The organism is Duganella sp. Leaf61, from assembly GCF_001421905.1.
Lineage (GTDB): Bacteria > Pseudomonadota > Gammaproteobacteria > Burkholderiales > Burkholderiaceae_D > Rugamonas > Rugamonas zoogloeoides.
In genome coordinates this window covers 628,948-646,666 of the sequence record NZ_LMLM01000028.1, presented here as the reverse complement: position 1 = coordinate 646,666, position 17,719 = coordinate 628,948, and the positions used below count along the sequence as shown (strand labels likewise).

The window sequence follows — 17,719 nt, the reverse complement described above, 5'->3', positions numbered from 1 at the left end:
TAGCTCGTATTTATCGAGCAAATACTAAGGGCTGGGGAAATATCTATCCAATCACATTTTGCGCTTGTTCGATATCATTTCGGATATAGCCTGAGCAGCCGCAGCCCGTACAAGCCGCCAGCAATCGAGCCCGGCTTGGCCACGAACTTCACCACCAGCTTGCCCTTCGCCGCTGCCACCAGCGCCGGCGGCAACGCATAGTCAACCGTGTAGAACGGCTGCGCGGCCTGGTCGTCCAGCGTTACTTCCGCCAGCAACTGGCCGTTGACGACGATGTCGAACTTGCGGCCGGCATCGCCCCTGGCATAGGTCAGGCGCAGCGCACTTGCTTCTCCCTTCCTGTCGGTGAGGTCGTAGCTGAACCAGCCGGTCGCGTGGCGCCAGTGCTTGCCCTGGTTGATCCCCGCCTCGCCGCCTTCGGACTTGAAGAAGTGGTCGGACTCGGGCTGCTGCTCGCCCGGCGCCACCTGGTCGATGGTGAGCGCATTCAAGGCCAGCCGCTCCTTCTCCCCTTCGGCCGCCCTGGCCTGCATCGCCTGCAGGTTGGCCGGCGTGGAGTACGGCCAGTACATCACATAGCGCGCATCGTGCAGGCGGAAGAACGGCATGAAGACCACGCTGCCCACGTCTTTACCTTGCACCAGTCCTGGCGCGGTAAACGTAAGCGGACGGCCCGGCACCGGCTTGAAGCGATCCATGAAGTCCTTGGTGTCGCTCACCAGCGTGGGCGCCGACTCCAGCGGGCACATCGGACCGGAAGCGATATGGCCCATGCGCGAATCGTCGGCCAGGAAGCTGAGTTTTTCATTGGCGATCGGCGCGGTTTTCGCGGCCAGCACGATGGGGCCGTGCAGCACGGCGTAGTAGTTCGACTTGTCCGGCATCTGTTCGAGCCAGGTGGTCATCGGCAGCCTCACCTCCACCTTGTCGCCGCTCTTCCAGGTGCGCTCGACGCTGACATAGCTGTCCGCACCAGGCTTGGCGGCAATCGCCTTGCCGTTGACCGTCACCTGCATGGCGCCGCGCGCCACCCACGACGGATAGCGGATCTTCATCGCGAATTTGCCGTTGCCGGTCACGGTAATCGTGCTGCTGTCCTGGTCCGGGAACTGGTTGGTCTGGGTGATGGTGAGGTTCTTCTCCTTCCACTTGAGCGTGGACGGGATGAACAGGTTCACGTACAGCGCATCCTTGCCGTGGGCGTAGATGAATTCACCGTACTTGGCGTGGCTCTCGATGCCTGAACCCACGCAGCACCACATGCCCTTGTCCACCTGCGAATACACGCGGTAGTGGTTGGGCCGCATCGGCGTGAAATACACGAAGCCACCGGTATCGGGCCGCTGCGACGACAGGATGTGGTTGTACAATGCACGCTCGTAGTAATCGGTGTACGAACCTTTCGCGTCGCCGAGGAACAGCATCTCGGTGAGCTTGAGCATATTGTACGTATTGCAGGTCTCCGGCCCCTCCACCTCGTCGATCATCGACGTGAAATCGTTGGCGTCGTGGAAGTGCTCCTTGACGCTGTTGCCGCCAATGGCCACCGTGCGGTGATCATGTACCGTCTGCCAGAAGAACTGCGCGGCCTGCTGCCAGTCGCGCCGGCCCGTCATGTCGCCGATGCGCTTGAAGCCGATCACTTTCGGGATTTGCGTGTTGGCGTGCAGGCCGGTCAGCTTGTCCTTTTTTTCTTCGAGCGGGCGCAGGATGGCCTGGTGCGAGAATCGCACTGCCAGGTCCATATATTTTTTCTGCCCCGTCATCTCGGCCACGTCGGCCAGCACTTCGTTCATGCCGCCGTGCTCCGCGCGCAGCATGTTCTGCATCTGCTCATCGGTCAGGTGCGAGCTCAGTGCCAGCGCCCAGTCGGACAGTGCGACCAGCATGGCGCGCGCATCCTCGTTGCCGGCATATTTGTAGGCATCGCGCAGGCCCGCGTACACCTTGTGCAGGTTGTACCACGGCACCCATTTGCCGTTGACCGAGAAGTTATCGGCTTTCATTTCACCACGGGCGATGGCCTGCCACACGGCGCTGCCCTCGGGGATGCCGCCGATATAGCCGTTGCCGTTCTTTTCCTGGCAGCGCTTGAGCTCCGCCACGAAGTAGTCGAGCCGCTGCTTGACTTCCGCATCGCCGGTGGATGCATACATCAGCGCCAGCGCCGACAGGTAATGGCCGCCCATGTGGCCATCGAGGCCGGTGGACTCCCAGTTGCCGTACGTCGGCTTTTTCAATGGCAGACCCGCCTCGCGCAGGAACGGCGCCAGCAGGCGGTCCGGTTCCATCTCCATCATGTAATGGAGGTCGGTCTGCTGCGCTTCCAGGAACGGACTGGCGCCCAGGCGCACGTCCTGCAGCGGGAACAGTTTCAGGGGCGCCGCATGGACAACGCTCGATACCGCGATCAGGGCTGCGGCGGCCAGCAGGCGAAGCTGGTATTTCATTTGGCGGACAGTTGTACGCTGCGGTAGTTGTTCAGGTCAGCCTGGTCCACGGTGGGCCAGCCATTTTTGTCCCATTTCATTTCCATGATCTTCAGCTTTTGCAGGTAGTTATCGGCTGTCTCGTAGGCGTGCAGCACCAGGTAGTCCTTGCCGTCGAAGGTGTAGGCGCTGTTGTGGCCGAGGCCCTTCCAGTCCTTGTCGCCGGCGATCAGGAGCGAGCCGCCGCCCTTGACCATGTCCACGCCCTGCTTGTCCAGGTACGGGCCCTTGACGGACTTGGAGCGCCCCACCACCAGGTGGTAGGTGCTGTCGGCCTTCTTGCAGCACAGGCCGAAGGACGCGAACAGATAGTAATAACCGTTCTTCTTGAAGATGTACGGCGCCTCGATTTCGGCAGGCCCCGCGGACTCGCCGGCCACCTTGTCGCTGCGCGGCCGCGCGGCGATCGCGTGCCACTCCTGCGGCTCGGCCAGGCCGGTCCACTCCCGGTTGAGCTTGACCAGTTTCAGGCCGCTCCAGAACGAACCGAACGACATCCACGCATCACCGTTTTCGTCTTCGATCACGTTCGGGTCGATGGCGTTCCAGTCGTCGCGCACCGGCACCGATTGCAGCACCATGCCCTGGTCTTCCCAGCGGTAGTCGGGCGAACGCGGATCGAGCGTCTTGTTGACGGTAACGCCCATGCCGGACGTGTTCTTGCCAAAACCGGAGACGGAATAATATAAATAGTATTTGCCATTATGGTGCTGGATGTCCGGCGCCCAGATATGGTCGTCGAACGTCGGCGCGGCGCGCTTGGCCCACGTGGGCTGACCGGCGAACACGCGTCCTTCCGGCTTCCAGTTCTTCATGTCCTTCGAACTGTAGAAGGTGATGCCGGGGCCGGTGGAGAACACGTAATACGTGTCCCCTTCCTTGGCCATCACGGGATCGTGAACGCTGACTTCCTTGGCGGTGGACGGGAGTGCCGCCACCGTGACGGCAGCGAGAATGACGGAGGAAATGAGAGACTTCATGTAATGCCTTTGACTGAAAGCCCCCGCCATTGCTGGACAATAGCAATGGCGGGTCTTGATTTAACTGCCAGTGCGCGCACCCCAGATCGACACACCATCGACCGACTGCGCCGTCCACGTCACCACGAACGCGCTGGCGTTGGTATTCCACTGGCGCGACAGCACGCCCTTGAACGTACCGAGCGTACCCAGCACCAGCGTGATGCGGTTGTCGCCATCATGGGTCCAGGTGCCGGTCGCCGCACCGGTTACCGCACCGCCGGACGCCAGCTGGATATTTTGCGACGCCTTGATGACCGCCGAAATATCCTTGCCGTGGTTGATCATCTTGTAGCTGCCGGCAGCATCCGCCGCCGTGACCACCGCCGACAACGGCGTTGCGTTCTTGCTGAGCGGCGCGTAGCGGAACGGCGCCACCACCAGCCAGCCGTCGGCGTTGATGAACATCTGGTGCACGCGGATCTGGTGCAGGTCCCCGGTGCCGGGGAAGCGCGTGTGGAAGATCAGGAAGTACTGGCCGGTGGCAGTGTCGTAATAGGCAGAGTTGTGGCCCGGCGAGACGTAGCCAAGCGCCGGGCCGCTTTCCCCCGCCGCCAGCGCGAACTGGTGGTTACCCATGATCTTCTGGCCGAACGGCGCGATGGTCGCGTCGTCGAACAGAGGCTTGGCCGGATCGGATTTCACCATGGCCATGTCGTTGCCCTTGGCATCGACATACGGACCGTCCGGGTTGAGCGACCGCGCCACCCGCATGTTGTACGCGCCGATGGCATCCAGGCCGCCAAAGGACGTAAACAGGTAGTAGAACTTCGACTCCGGGCTGTAGAGCACATAGGCGCCTTCGATGCGGCTGTGATTACCGCCCATCAGGTGCTTGCCGTACCCCTGGCCTGCCACCGGCTTGCCGGTGATCTTGTCCATTTTCAGGATGAAGATGCCGCCCGAGTACGAGCCGTAGATCATCCACAGGTTGCTGTCCTTGTCGAAGAAGGTCTGCGGGTCCACCACGTTGGGCATGGTCAGCGCGTTATAGATATTGACGCCGTCCTCGCTGACCTGGTCCCACATGCCGGAGCGCAGGAACATGCCCTTGTCCACGTACGGACCTTCCACCTTGTCCGCCACGGCCACGCCCATGGCGGACCGCGGCGAATCGCCCTTGCACGAGTTGTAGTAGAAATAGAACTTGCCGTCGCCCAGGCGCGCCACGTCCGCCGCCCACAGGCCGTTCACCTGCGACCAGGCGAAGGTGGGAGCCAGCGCCGTGAGGACGTTGCCAAACAGCGGGTTGGCCGCGTCCACGCCGTCGGCGATCTTGGTCCAGTTCATCAAGTCGGTGGACTTGGCGGCAGCCAGGTGCGAGCCGAACACGTAGTACGTGCCATCGACCCGGATCACGGACGGATCGTGCACCGATGCTTCCGTGAAGGCGATCGTGGTGGGCGTCGGCGTCGGCGTTGGCGTCGGTGTCGGTGTCGGTGTCGGCGTTGGCGTTGGCGTCGGGGTAGGCGTCGGCGTGGCGGTGACAGGGTTGCTCACCCCGTCGCCCCCACCGCAACCGGCCAGCAGCAGCGCTACGCCGCCGGCGATCGCCTTGCGGCGCGAGAGCATGAAGTCTTCCATGGCTTACTCCACCGCCACCACGATCACCGCTTTCGACGGGATCTTGACCGTCAGTTTGCCGTCCGCGCCGGCGTTGGCGCTAAATGGCGCAGGCTTGATGGTGTCCGGCGCCTGGAAGGTATTGTGGGTGTCGATGGCCGGCGCGGTCAGCACGCGTCCCTTGACCGACTTGATGCTCACGCCCGGCACATCCACCGCCACTTCGGCATCCTTGTTCGGGTTGGTGTTCACCAGTGCCAGGTACAGCTTGCCGTCCTTGGCGCGCGCGGCAGAGGCGCTGATTTCGGGGATGCTGCTGCCGTTGTACGAGTACTGCGGATTGTCCTTGAGCGTGAGTGGCAGCGACGTCGCGTCCTGGAACGGCACGTACATATGGTACGCGTGGTACGTTGGCGTGAGCAGCATCTTGTCCTTGTCGGTCAGGATCATCGCCTGCAACACGTTGACCATCTGCGCGATATTGGTCATGCGCACGCGGTCGGCATGGTCGTGGAAGATGTTGAAGTTCAGTGCCGCCACCACCGCGTCGCGCAGCGTGTTTTGCTGGTACAGGAAGCCGGCGTTGGTACCCTTCTCCACGTCATACCAGGTGCCCCACTCGTCCACCAGGAAGCCGACTTTTTTCTCCGGGTCGTTGCGGTCCAGGACTTCGACGTTCTTCTTGATCATGCCGTCGATTTTGAGCGTGTTCGACAGCGTCGAGAACCATTCGTCTTCCTTGAAGCCGGTGGCCGCGCCCTTCACTTCCCACTTGCCCGTCGGGATGGTGTAGTAGTGGAAGCTGATGCCGTAGGTCTGCTTCTTGGCCTCGCGGCTGATCATGTCGGTCCAGGTGGTGTCGTAATCGTTGCCGCCGCTGGCGATGATTTGCGGACGCAGGTGCTTCGGCGCACGCAGGAAGGTTTCGGTCTGCTTGTACAGGTCGGTGTAGTAGCGCGGCGTCATGTTGCCGCCGCAGCCCCAGGCCTCGTTACCGATGGCGAAAAAGTCGACCTTGAACGGCTTGTCGCGGCCATTCTTGCGGCGCAGTTCGGCCAGCGTCGATTTGCTGTCGGAGGTCATGTACTCCACCCATTCCGACATTTCCTGCGCCGTGCCGGTGCCCAGGTTGCCGTTCACGTAGGTGTCGGCGCCCAGTTGCTCGGCCAGGTCGAAGAACTCGTGGGTGCCCACCGCGTTCGATTCTTCCACGCCGCCCCAGTTGGTGTTGACCTTGACCGGGCGTTTTTCGCGCGCGCCGATGCCGTCGCGCCAGTGGTATTCGTCGGCGAAGCAGCCGCCCGGCCAGCGCACCAGCGGCACGTGCATTTCCTTGAGCGCGCCGATGACGTCGTTGCGCCAGCCACGGGTATTCGGGATCTTCGATTTCGGGCCGACGTACATGCCTTCGTAGATGCCGGTGCCCAGGTGTTCGGCGAACTGGCCGTAGACATTCTTGTTGATTACCGGGCCAGGTTTCGACGTGTCGATGGTGACGGTCACTGGTGCGGCGTACGCATAACCGCCGGCGGCGATCAGGCACAGGGTGGCTACGGCATTCTTGATATGGTTCATTCTGGTCTCCTGGTTACTGTTTTTTTGTTATCACAAAGCCGCCACGCGGCTTGATGGTCACTACTGCTTTCGTGCCGGCGGCAATGCTGCGCTGGCTGAAACTGGCGGGGCTGCCGGTGACGGCTTCGCCGTCGGCGATGATCTGCGCCGCACCGCTGCCGGCAAACGACAGGTCGAGCGTGAGCGTCTTGTCGGACTCGGTGGCGTTGATGCCGGCGATGTACCAGGTGTCGCCGGCACGGCGGGCGATCACCGCATACTGGCCCGGGTAGCCATCGACATAGCGGCTGTCGTCCCAGCTGCGCGGCAGTTCGCGCAGGAAGTCTTTGACGTAAGCAGGCGCGGTGGCCATGCCTTCCGGGCGCTCGGCAAAGTGCTGGATGCCGGAGACCATCAGCACCGACGTCGCCAGCTCAAAACCGTTGCTGCTGGTGCGCTTGATGTTGGGGATGTCGCCGAACACCATCGGCGTGAAATCCATCGGATCGAACAGGTTGCGGGTGAACGGCAGCATGGCCACGTGGGTGGGCATGGCGTCTTCATCCTTCTGCTCGAAGCTGGTGAACTCGAAGCCCTTGACCGATTCCATCGTCATCAGGTTGGGCCAGGTGCGGTGCCAGCCGCGCGGCAGCGTGGAGCCGTGGAAGTTCACCAGCAGACCGGCCGCGGCCGCATCGTTCAGGATGTCGACGTAATACGCCATCATCGCCTGCGAGTCGCCGTTGAAGAAGTCGATCTTCACACCCTTGACGCCCAGGTCGCGGATGCGCTTGAACTCCGCCACGCGCTGCTCGTGGGTGAGCAGCTTGCCCTTGGGCGAATACTTGGTGCCGTTCCACGGGCCGGACGAGTTATACCAAAGCAGCAGGCCCACGTTTTTCGTGGCGGCGTAATCGGCCAGCTGCTTCACCTTCTCGTAGCCGATTTTCTGGTCCCAGTCGGCGTCGATCAGCGTATAGTCCCAGTGCATATCCGCCGCGTAGTCGATGAATTTCTTCTGCACGTCATACACGGTGCCATCGTCCTTGAGCAGCGCCCAGCTCCACGACGCGTGGCCCGGCTTGACCAGCTTCTCGTCGAACCTGATCGCAGGCGCGGCCAGGTCGGTGCCCAGCGTGGAATTGGTGACTGCAGCCAGCGAACCAAGTGCTATCAGCCGCCACGGCGTGGTCAACGTGCCCTCGACGTCGGCCAGCAAGCCTTTGCCGCCGTAAGCCTCGGCCGGCATCGGATTGCCTATGCTGTACACGCCGTTCTTCGACTCCGGCGCCAGGCGCGAAGCCTGGTAGGTGCCGTCCATGCCCGCCTCCGACAGCGCGAGCCAGGTCTCGTCGGTCTTGAACAGCGCCGGGAATACCCAGCCAGCTGGCGATGGCGAGGCAGTGCCCACGGCGATGTCCATCTTGTAGTGTTCTTCGTACGAGGGATTGGTGCGCTCCCACCCGGTCTGCGCGACCGACATCGGTTGCAGCCACGCCCTGGCGGTGCCGGGAAATGCGAACGTGGTCCGCTCCTGGATCAGCTGCTTGCGCGGCAGCGACGGCTCGGCAATGACATAGCGGAATGCCACGCCGTCGTCGGAAACACGGAACACGATGTCCATCTTCTGGTTTTGTGCGTTCTGCACGGTCCAGGTTCTTTCGTTGGCGCGGTAGCTGATGTCGCGCTTCTTGCCGACCGCCATGCGGTAGCTGTCGGTGATGGTCCTGCCACTGGTAGCGCCGACGACGGTCAGCTCGCCGGAGAAGTCGGCGCCCTGCAGTTGCAGGCCGAGCCGGGATGCCAGCAGCACCGGCTTGCCGTCGCGCGAGACGGTGTAGCTCAGTGGCTCGCCGGGAGTGGCGCGGACATTCACCTGAATGCGGGCATCGGGGCCGGACAGAGGCATCTTCGCCGGATTATAGACAGGACTGACTGCCATTGCGCCCGGCGCGGCCATCACGCCGAGCGCGAGTGCAGAAATGAAGTTCTTCACCATTGTTCATACCATTTTTTAGGGTTATGTGGCCCAGGCGCCTCATGCTGGGCGCTGTCTCCGGGGCGGCGAACGGTGCTGCGGTGCTGCGGTGCTGCGGTGCTGCGGTGCTGCGGTACTACGTTTCTAAACCCATCCTCCATCGACAATGAATTCCTGCGCCGTGCACATGGCGCCGTCGTCGGCAGCCAGGAATAGCACCATGGAGGCGATATGTTGCGGCAGCAGCTTGGTGGGTAAACACTGGTTGCGCTTGATATCCTGCTCGCCGGCGTCGTCTAACCACAGGTCGATCTGGCGCTGGGTCATCACCCAGCCCGGCGTGACGGTATTGACGCGGATGCCGTGGGCGCCGAATTCGCGGGCCAGGCCGCGCGTAAGGCCATGGGTGGCCGCCTTGGCGGTGGCATAGACGGGATAGCCGGCGTTCTTGACCTGCCAGGAGATCGAGCCGACATTGATGATGGCGCCGGCCCCCTTCTCCTTCATGCCGTCGAACACGGCCTGGCAGGTGAAGAACATCGGGCGCTGGTTGATGGCGATGCGCTGGTCCCAGTATTCGACCGTGACGTCTTGCGTGTCGTGGCGCTGGTCGTTGGCGGCGTTGTTGACGAGGATGTCGAAGTTGCCGATGGCGCCAGTCAGCTCGGCCATCGTGGCCTTCAGCGCGGCGATGTCGGTGATGTCGCACAGGCGGAACAGCGGCTCGGGATAACCGGCTTCCTTCACGCGCCGGCACAGGGCCAGGCTGGGATCGCGGGCGATATCGACGAAAGCTACCTTGGCGCCCTGCTCGGCAAACGAGATCACCATTGCCTCGCCGATACCGCTGCCACCGCCGGTAATGAATACGCGCTTGCCGCGCAAGCTGGGGAACTTGGCCAACTGGGTCATGCAGTCTCCTGAAGGATCAGCGCGGCCCCGTCTTTGCAGGGCTCACTCCGGACAACGACTTAATTGCGGGTCAGCTCACCGTCGCGGCGGCGCCAGGCTGCGACGCCGGTATCGCGCAATACTTCCGGCAGCAGCGCCTGCGGCAGGTTCTGGTACGACACCGGGCGCAGGAAGCGCACGATGGCGCCGGTGCCCACCGACGTGCTGCGGCCGTCCGAGGTGGACGGGAACGGACCGCCGTGGACCATGGCGCTGGCCACTTCCACGCCGGTCGGGAAACCGTTGGCCAGGATGCGGCCCACTTTGCGCTCCAGTACCGGCAGCAGTGCGCGCGCGGCATCGAGGTCGGCGTCGTCCAGTTGCAGGGTGGCGGTCAGCTGGCCTTCCAGGTTTTCGGTCACCAGCAACAGTTCGGCAACGTCCTTGCACGCCACGACCAGCGATGCCGGTCCGAAGATCTCTTCGCCCAGCGCATGCTGCGCCAGGAAGGCCGCACCGGTGGTAACGAACAGCGCCGGCGCGCCTTTGCCCTCTTCCTGCGGCGCCAGCGCCACGGTCGAGACATTGGGCTGATCCTTCAACTGGGCCACGCCGCGCTGGAAGTTACCCGCAATACCGGGCGACAGCATGGTCACTGCCGCGCCGCCAGCCAGCGCCTGCGAGGCAGCCGTGGTGAAACGATCGAGTTCGGGACCAGCCAACGCCAGCACCAGGCCGGGGTTGGTGCACATCTGGCCCACGCCCAGCGTGAGCGAACCGGCGAAACCGGCCGCGATCTCCTCGGCGCGGTTGGCCAGTGCGGCCGGGAGCAGGAACACCGGATTGATCGAGCTCATTTCCGCATACACGGGAATCGGTACCGGACGGGCGGCAGCCACCGCCATCAACGCCATGCCACCGCCGCGCGAACCGGTAAAGCCCACCGCCTTGATGGCCGGATGGCGCACCAGTTCCTGGCCGATGGCGTTGCCGGCGCCGGTGAGCAGCGAGAATACGCCGCCCGGCAAACCGCAAATTTCAACAGCCTTCGCCACCGCGCGGCCCACCAGTTCCGACGTGCCGGGATGGGCGAAGTGGCCGCGCAACACGACCGGGCAACCGGCGGCAAAGGCGGAGGCGGTATCGCCGCCGGCCACCGAGAACGCCAGCGGGAAATTACTGGCCGAGAAAACCGCCACCGGACCGAGGCCGATCATGCGCAGGCGCAGGTCGGGACGCGGCGGCGCACGGTCGGGCAGCGCGGCATCGATGCGCACATCGTTCCACGAGCCTTCGCGCAGCAGGTTGGCGAACAGTTTCAGCTGGCCGACGGTACGGCCGCGCTCACCTTCCACGCGGGCGCGCGGCAGGCCGGTTTCGGCCATCACGCGTTCGACCAGGGTGTCGCCGAGGGCGACGATCTGCTCGCCCACGGTTTCCAGGAACACGGCGCGCTGCTCGTCGCTGATGGAGCGGAACGTGTCGAATGCGGCTTCCGCCGCGCGGCAGGCCGCGTCGATTTGCTGGTTATCGACCGCGAAGAATTCGGTCTCGAGCAGCTTGCCCGCTGCCGGGTCCCAGGCGCGCAGGGAGGCGCCCGTGCCTTTGACGGGCTGGCCCGCGATCAGTGCTTCGCCGGTGAGAACGCTGGTATCGATCATAAGGCTTTCACTTTCGCGACTTCGGTTTTGTACACGGCCAGCTTGTTGCGCAGTGCCGGGCCAAATTGCGGCGCGTCGATCTCGAAGGTCTCGCCTTCCTTGACCACGATGTTGTCGGCCACGCTCAGGGTGGCGGTGCCGAAGAAGTGGATGTGCACATCGCCCGCGCGGTTGAACAGCGGGTACTTGAAGTGATGGTGCTCCAGGTTGGCGATGGTGTGCGACATATTCTGCTCGCCGCTGAAGAACGCCTTTTCCCAGCGTACCTTGCCGTCAACATCATAGATGCGCGAGGTGCCTTCGATGTGCGCCGGCGCTGCGCCGACCAGCAGGGCCGGACCCAGGCCGCAAACACGCAGCTTGGAGTGGGCCAGGTACAGGTAGTTCTGGCGCTCGGTCACGTGGTCCGAGAACTCGTTGCCGATCGCGAAACCGACGCGATACGGCTGGCCGTCGTCGCCGATCACGTACAGGCCCGCCACTTCGGGCTCTTCGCCGCCGTCGAGCGCGAAGTCCGGCATGGCCAGGTCCTTGCCGCTGGCAGCGACGATGGAGCCGTCGCCCTTGTAGAACCACTCCGGCTGCACGCCAGCCTCGCCGGCCGCAGGTTTGCCGCCTTCCACGCCCATGCGGAACATCTTCATGGAGTCGCTCAGGGTTTCAACGTCGCCGCCGATTTTCTTGTGCATGGCATCGCGGGTGTCGGCGCTGCCCAGATGGGTCAGGCCGGTGCCGGTGACATAGGTGTGGGCGTCGTCGGTGTGATCGAGTGGCGCCAGCAGGCGGCCGTCGGCGGCAATCGCTTTGAAGGACGCGGTGTTGGTGCCGATGGACTTGTCGGCCAGGGCGGCCAGGCCGACCGATTTACGGATCGCGTCCTGCGCCAGGGCGTAGGTGGTGGTGTAGCCGTGGATGATGCGGACGGTGTCCTGTTCCAGCACGCCGATTTGGCGCGCGCCTTGTTCGTTGATGAATTGGATGATCAGCATGGGGTGTCTCCTTGAATCGGGGGGCCGGGGCTCCGTCATCCCGGCGTTGCGGGAGACGGAGCGTGGCCAAGGGTATGGATTGCTGCCTGGATGAAGGCGAATCAGTGCGAGTGGCGCGGCACAGCCGAACCACGGTTCCCGACCAGGAAGTCGAAGTCGCAGCCCTCGTCGGCCTGCAGCACGTGTTCGATGTACAGCTGCTGGTAACCGGTTTTCGGTCCCGGCGCGCTGCCGGCCACGCGTACGGCCTGGCGTTCGGCCATCTCGGCGTCCGAGATTTCCAGGTTCAGTTCACCGCCGGCGCAGTCCAGCGTGATCCAGTCGCCATCCTTGACGATGCCCAGCGGACCGCCGGCCATCGCTTCGGGCGCCACGTGCAGCACCACGGTGCCGTAGGCGGTGCCGCTCATGCGGGCATCCGAGATGCGGACCATGTCTTTCACGCCTGCTGCCAGCAGCTTCGGCGGCAGGCCCATATTGCCTACTTCGGCCATGCCGGGATAACCTTTCGGGCCGCAGTTTTTCATGACCAGGATCGAGTTCGCATCGACTTCCAGGTCCGGATCTAGGATGCGCGACTTGTAGTGCTCGAAGTCCTCGAACACCACGGCCTGACCGCGATGCTGCATCAGCGCCGGGGTGGCAGCCGATGGCTTCAGTACCGCGCCGCGTGGCGCCAGGTTGCCGCGCAGGATGCAGATGCCGCCGTCTTTCAGCAGCGGCTTCTCCAGCGGACGGATTACTTCGTCGTCGTAGATCGGCGCATCCACGCAGTTTTCCCAGATGGTTTTGCCGTTGACGGTAAGCGCGTTCGGGTTGGGCAGCAGGTTACCTTCGCCCATGCGGCGGATCACGCCCGGCAGACCGCCGGCGTAATAGAACTCTTCCATCAGGAAGCGGCCCGATGGCAGCAGGTCGACGATGGTCGGCATGCCACGGCCCACGCGGGTCCAGTCTTCCAGTTCCAGATCTACACCGATACGGCCGGCGATGGCCTTCAGGTGGATCACCGCGTTGGTCGAGCCACCGATGGCGGCGTTCACGCGAATCGCGTTTTCGAAGTTTTCCTTGGTCAGGATCTTCGACAATTTGAGGTCTTCGCGGACCATTTCCACGATGCGGATGCCCGACATGTGCGCCAGCACGTAGCGGCGCGCATCGACGGCCGGAATGGCGGCATTGTGCGGCAGCGAGGTGCCCAGCGATTCGGCCATGCAGGCCATGGTCGATGCGGTGCCCATGGTGTTGCAGGTACCAGCGGAGCGCGAGTGGCCTGCTTCGGCGGCCAGGAATTCGTGCATGCTGATTTCGCCGCCCTTGACCTGCTCGTGCAGCTGCCAGACGGCGGTGCCGGAACCGATATTCTTGCCATTCAGTTTACCGTTCAACATAGGACCTCCGGTGACGACGATGGTCGGGATATCGACCGACGCGGCGCCCATCAGCAGTGCCGGAGTGGTTTTGTCGCAGCCCACCAGCAGGACCACGCCGTCCATCGGATTGCCACGGATCGATTCTTCGACGTCCATCGACGCCAGGTTACGGGTCAGCATGGCGGTCGGACGCAGGTTCGATTCGCCGTTCGAGAAGACCGGGAATTCGACCGGGAAGCCGCCCGCCTCCAGGATGCCGCGCTTGACGTGTTCGGCCAGCTTGCGGAAATGGGCATTACATGGGGTCAGTTCGGACCAGGTGTTGCAGATGCCGATGATCGGTTTGCCCTGGAATTCATGATCGGGAATGCCCTGGTTTTTCATCCAGCTGCGGTACATGAAACCGTTCTTGTCATTGGAGCCGAACCATTCGGCGGAGCGCAGCTTTACCTTCTTGTTGTCGTTCTCGGACATGCAAATCTCCTCAGTTATTCTTGTGCGCCGGCCCGGCCAAACCACGCCAGCACAGCGATGAAAGCAGTCTAAAATGTACTGAGATAACTTTCCAATAAATTGTTAAACGACTTCGATACCGAAATGGATATCGGTCCCTGGCGCTCATTCGGTCGTGAACTTGTAGGCCATGACGGTCGTGTACTCCTCGCCCGGGCGCAAAATCGTCGATGGATACGCGGGCCGGTTGGGCGAATCGGGGAAGTGCTGGGGTTCCAGACAGAAGGCGCTACGATGGCCGTAGATGCGCCCTTTTCCTTTTACCGAATCGCCGAGGAAGTTACCGCTGTAGAACTGCACGCCCGGCTCCTGGGTCCATACCTCCAGCACGCGGCCCGATGCCGGCTCGCGCATGCGCGCGGCCAGTTCCAGGGCGCCCTCCGTCTTTTTGGCGAGGACGAAGTTATGGTCGTAGCCAAAACCATTGCGAATTTGCTCGTCGTCGGCGTCGATGCGCGCGCCGATGGCGTGCGGCGTCTGAAAATCGAACGGCGTGCCGGCCACCGGCGGCAGGTCGCCCAGCGGGATCTGCACGGCGTTGATCGGCGTGTAGCGGTCGGCTTGTATCGTCAGTTCGTGGCCGAGGATGTCGCCGCCGCCGGCCAGGTTGAAGTAGGCGTGGTTGGTGAGATTGACCGGTGTGGCCCGGTCGGTGATGGCGTGGAAGGCGATACGCAACTCGTTATCGGCGCGCAGCTCGTAGATCACCGTGGTTTCCAGGTTGCCCGGGTAGCCCTGCTCGCCGTCGGCGCTCAGGTACGTGAGTATCAGGCCGGCCGACTTGGGAGTGTTGAAGGTTTCGGCGGTCCACAGGCGGCGATGGAAGCCATCGACGCCGCCGTGCAGGTGGTTGGCGCCGTTGTTCACGTCGAGCTGGTACTGCGTGCCGTCGAGCGTGAAGCTGGCGTTGGCGATGCGGTTGCCGTAACGGCCGATCAGCGCGCCGAAGTAATGCGACTCGCCCAGGTAGGCGGCAACGTCGTCGAAGCTGCACACCACATCGGTCACATTGCCGTCGCGGTCGGGCACATGGATCTCGGTGATGATACCGCCCAGGTCGAGGATCTTGACGATCATGCCGTTGGCGTTGGTGAGGGAATATTGGGTGACGGCGCGGCCGTCGGGCAGTTGGCCGAATGGCGATTCGGTAATCGATGGTTGCATGTGGAGGTCTCTCGATGGTACTGCGGCCGGAGAGGTTGATCACCTGCCCGGCCGCGCGCATGTTCTATGGATTCCCGCGTGCGCGGAAATGACGGCTCATCAGCTCACGGTCATCAAGCGATCGATGGCTTGCCGAATACCGGCATGCCCTGCTCGTCCCACTTCAGTGGTTTCACATAGGTGTGACGGTCCGGGTTCCACAGCGGGTCGCCGATGATCTCGGTGTACGTACGTGCATGATAAACCAGCATGACGGTTTCGCCATCGTCGCCGATTGTGAAGCTGTTGTGGCCAGGGCCGTACACGCCGTGCTCGAAGCACGTCTGCAGCACCGGCTGCGGGCTCTTGGTCCATGCGGCAGGATCGAGCACGTCGGCATTTTCGTCCGCCCACAGGATGCCCATCGCGTAGTTTTCGTCGGTGGCGCTGGCCGAGTAGCTGATGAAGATCTTGCCGTTCTTTTTCAGGACCGACGGGCCCTCGTTGACCCAGAAGCCACGGATCTCCCAGTCGAATTCCGGCTTGCTCAGCATGACCGGCGGGCCGCCCAGCTGCCACGGCGTTTTCATCGGCGCGATGTACAGGTTGGAATTGCCTTCGATGGCCACGTCCTTTTGCGCCCACAGGTAGTACAGCTGGCCCTTGTGGGTGAAGGTGGTGGCGTCCAGGCAGAAGGTATCGATGCCGGTGTCGATCTGGCCCATGAACTCCCACTCGCCTTCCAGTGGATTGGCATAGGTGTTACGGATCGCGTACATGCGGTGCTGGAACAGCTTGTGCTTGATCTCGCGGCTCGGCGCGGCGGCAAAATACACATACCAGGCGCCGTCGTTGAAGTGGATCTCGGGCGCCCAAATCAGTTCGCTGTAAGCGCCGGTGTCCGGCTTGTGCCAGACGTCGACCTTTTCGGCGTCCACCAGGCCGGCGATGGTTTTGGCCCGGCGCAGTTCGATGCGGTCGTACTGCGGCACCGACGCGGTGAAGTAATAATAGCCGTCGCTGTGGCGGATGATGAACGGGTCGGCGCGCTGCTCGATCAGCGGCTGCAGGATGTCGGGATTTTGCATTGCTTCGGTTTCCACTCTAAGTTGTTCACTAATTTATTCACTATTTATTCAATCAAGCCGGGGCTTGCACAGCCATCTGCTTCTTCACCTGCGCATAGTACTCGTCGGTCACGCGGTAGCGGAACATCATCAGTCCCATCACGGTGTGGAAGAAGCCGGGAATCAGGGTGACCATCAGCACGATGCCGTGCAGCGCGAACGCGGTCTGCTCGTGGTTGGGCGCGTACTGGAAGTACGTCAGCAACCAGCCCACCAGCACGCCGGCGATGCCCATGCCGGCTTTCTGGCATACCGAAATGCCGCCGTAGGCAAAGCCCGAGACGCGCTTGCCGGTTTTCACCTGGCCATAGTCGATGGTCTCGGCAATGGCCGACCAGAACACCGGTGCATGCAGGTCCACCACGAACGACAGCAGGAAGTACAGCACGAACGCCAGCATCACATCGCCCGGCTTGACCACGAAGTAGATCAGCGCGCTGATCACGCCCACGGCGATTTGCGACCAGCGAAACAGCTTGACCTTGCAATAGAACTTGGTGATCCAGGTGGACGCGATCATCGACAGGATCGCCGCCACCACGCCGATCGACAAAAAGGTCGAGACGGTGGCGGTGTTCCCGCCCAGGTAGTACTTGGCGTAGTAGATGGCGGCCGATGCGCGCACCACGTAGCCGATGGTGCCCACCACGCACACGCCGCACAGGATCAGCCACTGGTCGTTCTTGAGCAGCAGTTTCAACTGGTCCGACAGCGACTGGCGCTGCACCACGTGGCGCACGCGCTCGGTGGTGGTGAACACGCAGAACAGGAACAATGCGATGCCGACGATCGCCATCACCGCCATCGCGGCCTGGTAGCCGACGGCAGGATTGCCGCCGCCCCAGCGCTCGGACAGCACCGGCACCACCACCGTCACCATGAAGGCGCCGATCTTGGCGAAGAACAGGCGGTAGCCGTTGGCCGACAGGCGGTCCTGCGGGTCGTCGGTCAGGCTGCTCGGCAGCGAGATATACGCCACGCCCACGCCCGACGTCATCAGCGTCATGATGATGTAGGTGGAGTATGCCCAGACCAGCTTGGCGCTGTATTCCCAGTCCGGCGTGGTAAATACGAAGAACACGCTGATCCCGTAAGGGACGGCCAGCGCCAGCAGCCACGGACGATAGCGGCCCATGCGCAGGCTGGTGTAGCGGTCGGTGAGCTGGCCGACCACCAGGTCGCCGATGGCGCCCACCACCTTGACGACGAAGAACAGCAGCGCCAGGTCGGAGGTCTTGAGGCCGTAGATGTCGGTGTAGAAGAACGTGATGATCAACATCATCGACGAGATCACCACGTTGAGCGCCATGTCGCCGGCGCCAAAGCCCACTTTTTCCAACAGCGATAATTTTTTATTCGACATCTGCTAGCTACCTCTTATCAATGCAGCCATCCCGCACGCGGCGGGATGGCTTGGGA

The 17,719-nt window shown here is 62.9% G+C and carries 12 protein-coding genes; all 12 read right to left on the bottom strand.

Annotated features, from left to right (window positions below; genetic code table 11):
- Positions 1-74: 74 nt before the first annotated feature.
- Positions 75-2,450, bottom strand: coding sequence for a glycoside hydrolase family 127 protein (locus ASF04_RS17990; protein ID WP_056144539.1), 2,376 nt, complete (start codon positions 2,448-2,450; stop codon positions 75-77).
- The gene (locus ASF04_RS17985) at positions 2,447-3,469 is read right to left on the bottom strand and encodes an arabinan endo-1,5-alpha-L-arabinosidase (RefSeq protein ID WP_056144536.1); all 1,023 of its coding nucleotides are present in this window, start codon (positions 3,467-3,469) and stop codon (positions 2,447-2,449) included. The genes ASF04_RS17990 and ASF04_RS17985 overlap by 4 nt, the downstream gene beginning before the upstream one ends.
- 60 nt (positions 3,470-3,529) lie before the next feature.
- Complete coding sequence (locus ASF04_RS17980) at positions 3,530-5,092, bottom strand: glycoside hydrolase family 43 protein (RefSeq protein ID WP_056144534.1); 1,563 nt, start codon at positions 5,090-5,092, stop codon at positions 3,530-3,532.
- Between the two features lie 3 nt (positions 5,093-5,095).
- A complete protein-coding gene (locus tag ASF04_RS17975; RefSeq protein WP_056144531.1) occupies positions 5,096-6,646 on the bottom strand; it encodes an alpha-N-arabinofuranosidase in 1,551 nt (516 codons plus the stop codon).
- Between the two features lie 13 nt (positions 6,647-6,659).
- Positions 6,660-8,624, bottom strand: a complete 1,965-nt coding sequence (locus tag ASF04_RS17970; protein ID WP_056144528.1) for a glycoside hydrolase family 97 protein — start codon at positions 8,622-8,624, stop codon at positions 6,660-6,662.
- A gap of 123 nt (positions 8,625-8,747) precedes the next feature.
- Positions 8,748-9,515 (bottom strand): SDR family NAD(P)-dependent oxidoreductase, encoded by a 768-nt coding sequence (locus ASF04_RS17965; RefSeq protein WP_056144525.1) that lies wholly within the window; start codon positions 9,513-9,515, stop codon positions 8,748-8,750.
- A gap of 59 nt (positions 9,516-9,574) precedes the next feature.
- The gene (locus ASF04_RS17960) at positions 9,575-11,155 is read right to left on the bottom strand and encodes an aldehyde dehydrogenase (NADP(+)) (RefSeq protein ID WP_056144522.1); all 1,581 of its coding nucleotides are present in this window, start codon (positions 11,153-11,155) and stop codon (positions 9,575-9,577) included.
- On the bottom strand, positions 11,152-12,144 hold the full coding sequence (gene araD1, locus ASF04_RS17955) for an AraD1 family protein (protein WP_056144519.1): 993 nt from the start codon (positions 12,142-12,144) through the stop codon (positions 11,152-11,154). The genes ASF04_RS17960 and araD1 overlap by 4 nt, the downstream gene beginning before the upstream one ends.
- A 101-nt stretch (positions 12,145-12,245) precedes the next feature.
- Positions 12,246-13,991 carry an IlvD/Edd family dehydratase gene (locus tag ASF04_RS17950; protein WP_056144515.1) on the bottom strand — a complete coding sequence of 582 codons (1,746 nt, stop codon included), beginning with the start codon at positions 13,989-13,991 and terminating at the stop codon, positions 12,246-12,248.
- A 144-nt stretch (positions 13,992-14,135) separates the two neighbouring features.
- Positions 14,136-15,194, bottom strand: coding sequence for an aldose epimerase family protein (locus ASF04_RS17945; RefSeq protein WP_056144512.1), 1,059 nt, complete (start codon positions 15,192-15,194; stop codon positions 14,136-14,138).
- Between the two features lie 113 nt (positions 15,195-15,307).
- Positions 15,308-16,261 carry a family 43 glycosylhydrolase gene (locus ASF04_RS17940; RefSeq protein ID WP_056144510.1) on the bottom strand — a complete coding sequence of 318 codons (954 nt, stop codon included), beginning with the start codon at positions 16,259-16,261 and terminating at the stop codon, positions 15,308-15,310.
- A gap of 52 nt (positions 16,262-16,313) precedes the next feature.
- Positions 16,314-17,663 (bottom strand): MFS transporter, encoded by a 1,350-nt coding sequence (locus ASF04_RS17935; RefSeq protein ID WP_019922402.1) that lies wholly within the window; start codon positions 17,661-17,663, stop codon positions 16,314-16,316.
- Positions 17,664-17,719 lie beyond the last annotated feature (56 nt).